Raw genomic sequence first — 1,169 nt, forward strand, 5'->3', positions numbered from 1 at the left:
TGCCGTTCCCGCCACCCGGCGCAGCAGCGCGAGCGCAGTGGAGCCGGTGCGGTCCTCGCTGGATGTATCGAGCTTCTCGAGCCGTAGACGTGCGAGCACTTCCTCCGCGTTGTTGCTTGCAAGACCCGCGGCGCGTCTTAACCGCTCGAGCTCGAGCTCATCGCGTTTCGATCTTCCGAGCGACTCGGCAAGATAAGCGAAGTTGGCCGCGATCGCCTCGATCAATCGTTGATTGAAGCGGGCTGGTTCACGGCTTGGCCATAGCAGGAAAGTCGCGAGCAATGCAACGACACAACCAAACACGTTGTTCGAAAGCCGCGTGATGGCATAGCCAAGTTCAGCACCGCCGGGCGCCGCGAAGTCCGCGACGAGCACGAACGTCGGCGTGATGAAAAGCACAAAAAGGCTGTAGCTCACGGGTCTGAGCGCCATGGTCGCGCACACGAGCGGGAACACGACCAGCGAAATCGCCACGGGCGAATGAACGGCAAGACCGATCGCGGCGGCAAGCAAGCCGCCGACAATGCTCCCCGCCGCGCGCTCGATACTGCGTGGCCAGCTCGTTGCAATGGACGGCTGCAGGATCAGCAGCGTGGCCATGGTCGCCCAGTATCCGAACGGCAGATGAAGCAGGCGCACCGTGATGAACACGATGGTCGCCGCCACCGCAACACGCGCCGCATGCCGCGCGCCGATGGAATCGGTCGACGCATTCGCCTTCAACGTTTCGACGCCACGTTTCAGAGTCGTTACCGCCGAGTTCCACCAAGCGTCCTGCACGATCGGAGCGGGTTCGAGCTCGCTGAAATCGACATCGAATCGAAGTGCGATCTTTTCGCCCAGCGCGGTTTCCAGTTGCTGCGCAAGCGAGTGAAGCCGGTCGCGCTGATGCCAAGTCGGTTCCCAGGGTTGATCGGCGAGGGCGCGCGACAGTCTTGACAGTACTTCAGCAAAGGCCTCCAGAGCACGCGCCGCACGCTTGGAATTGGGCAGCCTATGATGACCGCGCTCGCAGGCATCGGTGACGGCAATCAAATACGCGAAGATCTGCTCGCTGTCGGCGAGTGCGAGAAGCAGGTTGTTGTAGGTGTCGCGCCGGTCTGCCTTCGCCGATGGAACCCGCGCCAACGCCTTGCGTGTCGTCTCGATCGCGGCTCGCGCCTGCCCCA

The 1,169-nt window shown here is 62.7% G+C and carries 1 protein-coding gene; it reads right to left on the minus strand.

All coding sequences use genetic code 11. The features are described from left to right. Positions 1 to 1,169, minus strand: a 1,169-nt coding sequence (locus ACRXB1_RS36415; RefSeq protein WP_449494819.1) for an FUSC family protein, incomplete at both ends; no start/stop codon positions are given.

The organism is Caballeronia sp. M23-90 (assembly GCF_053574605.1).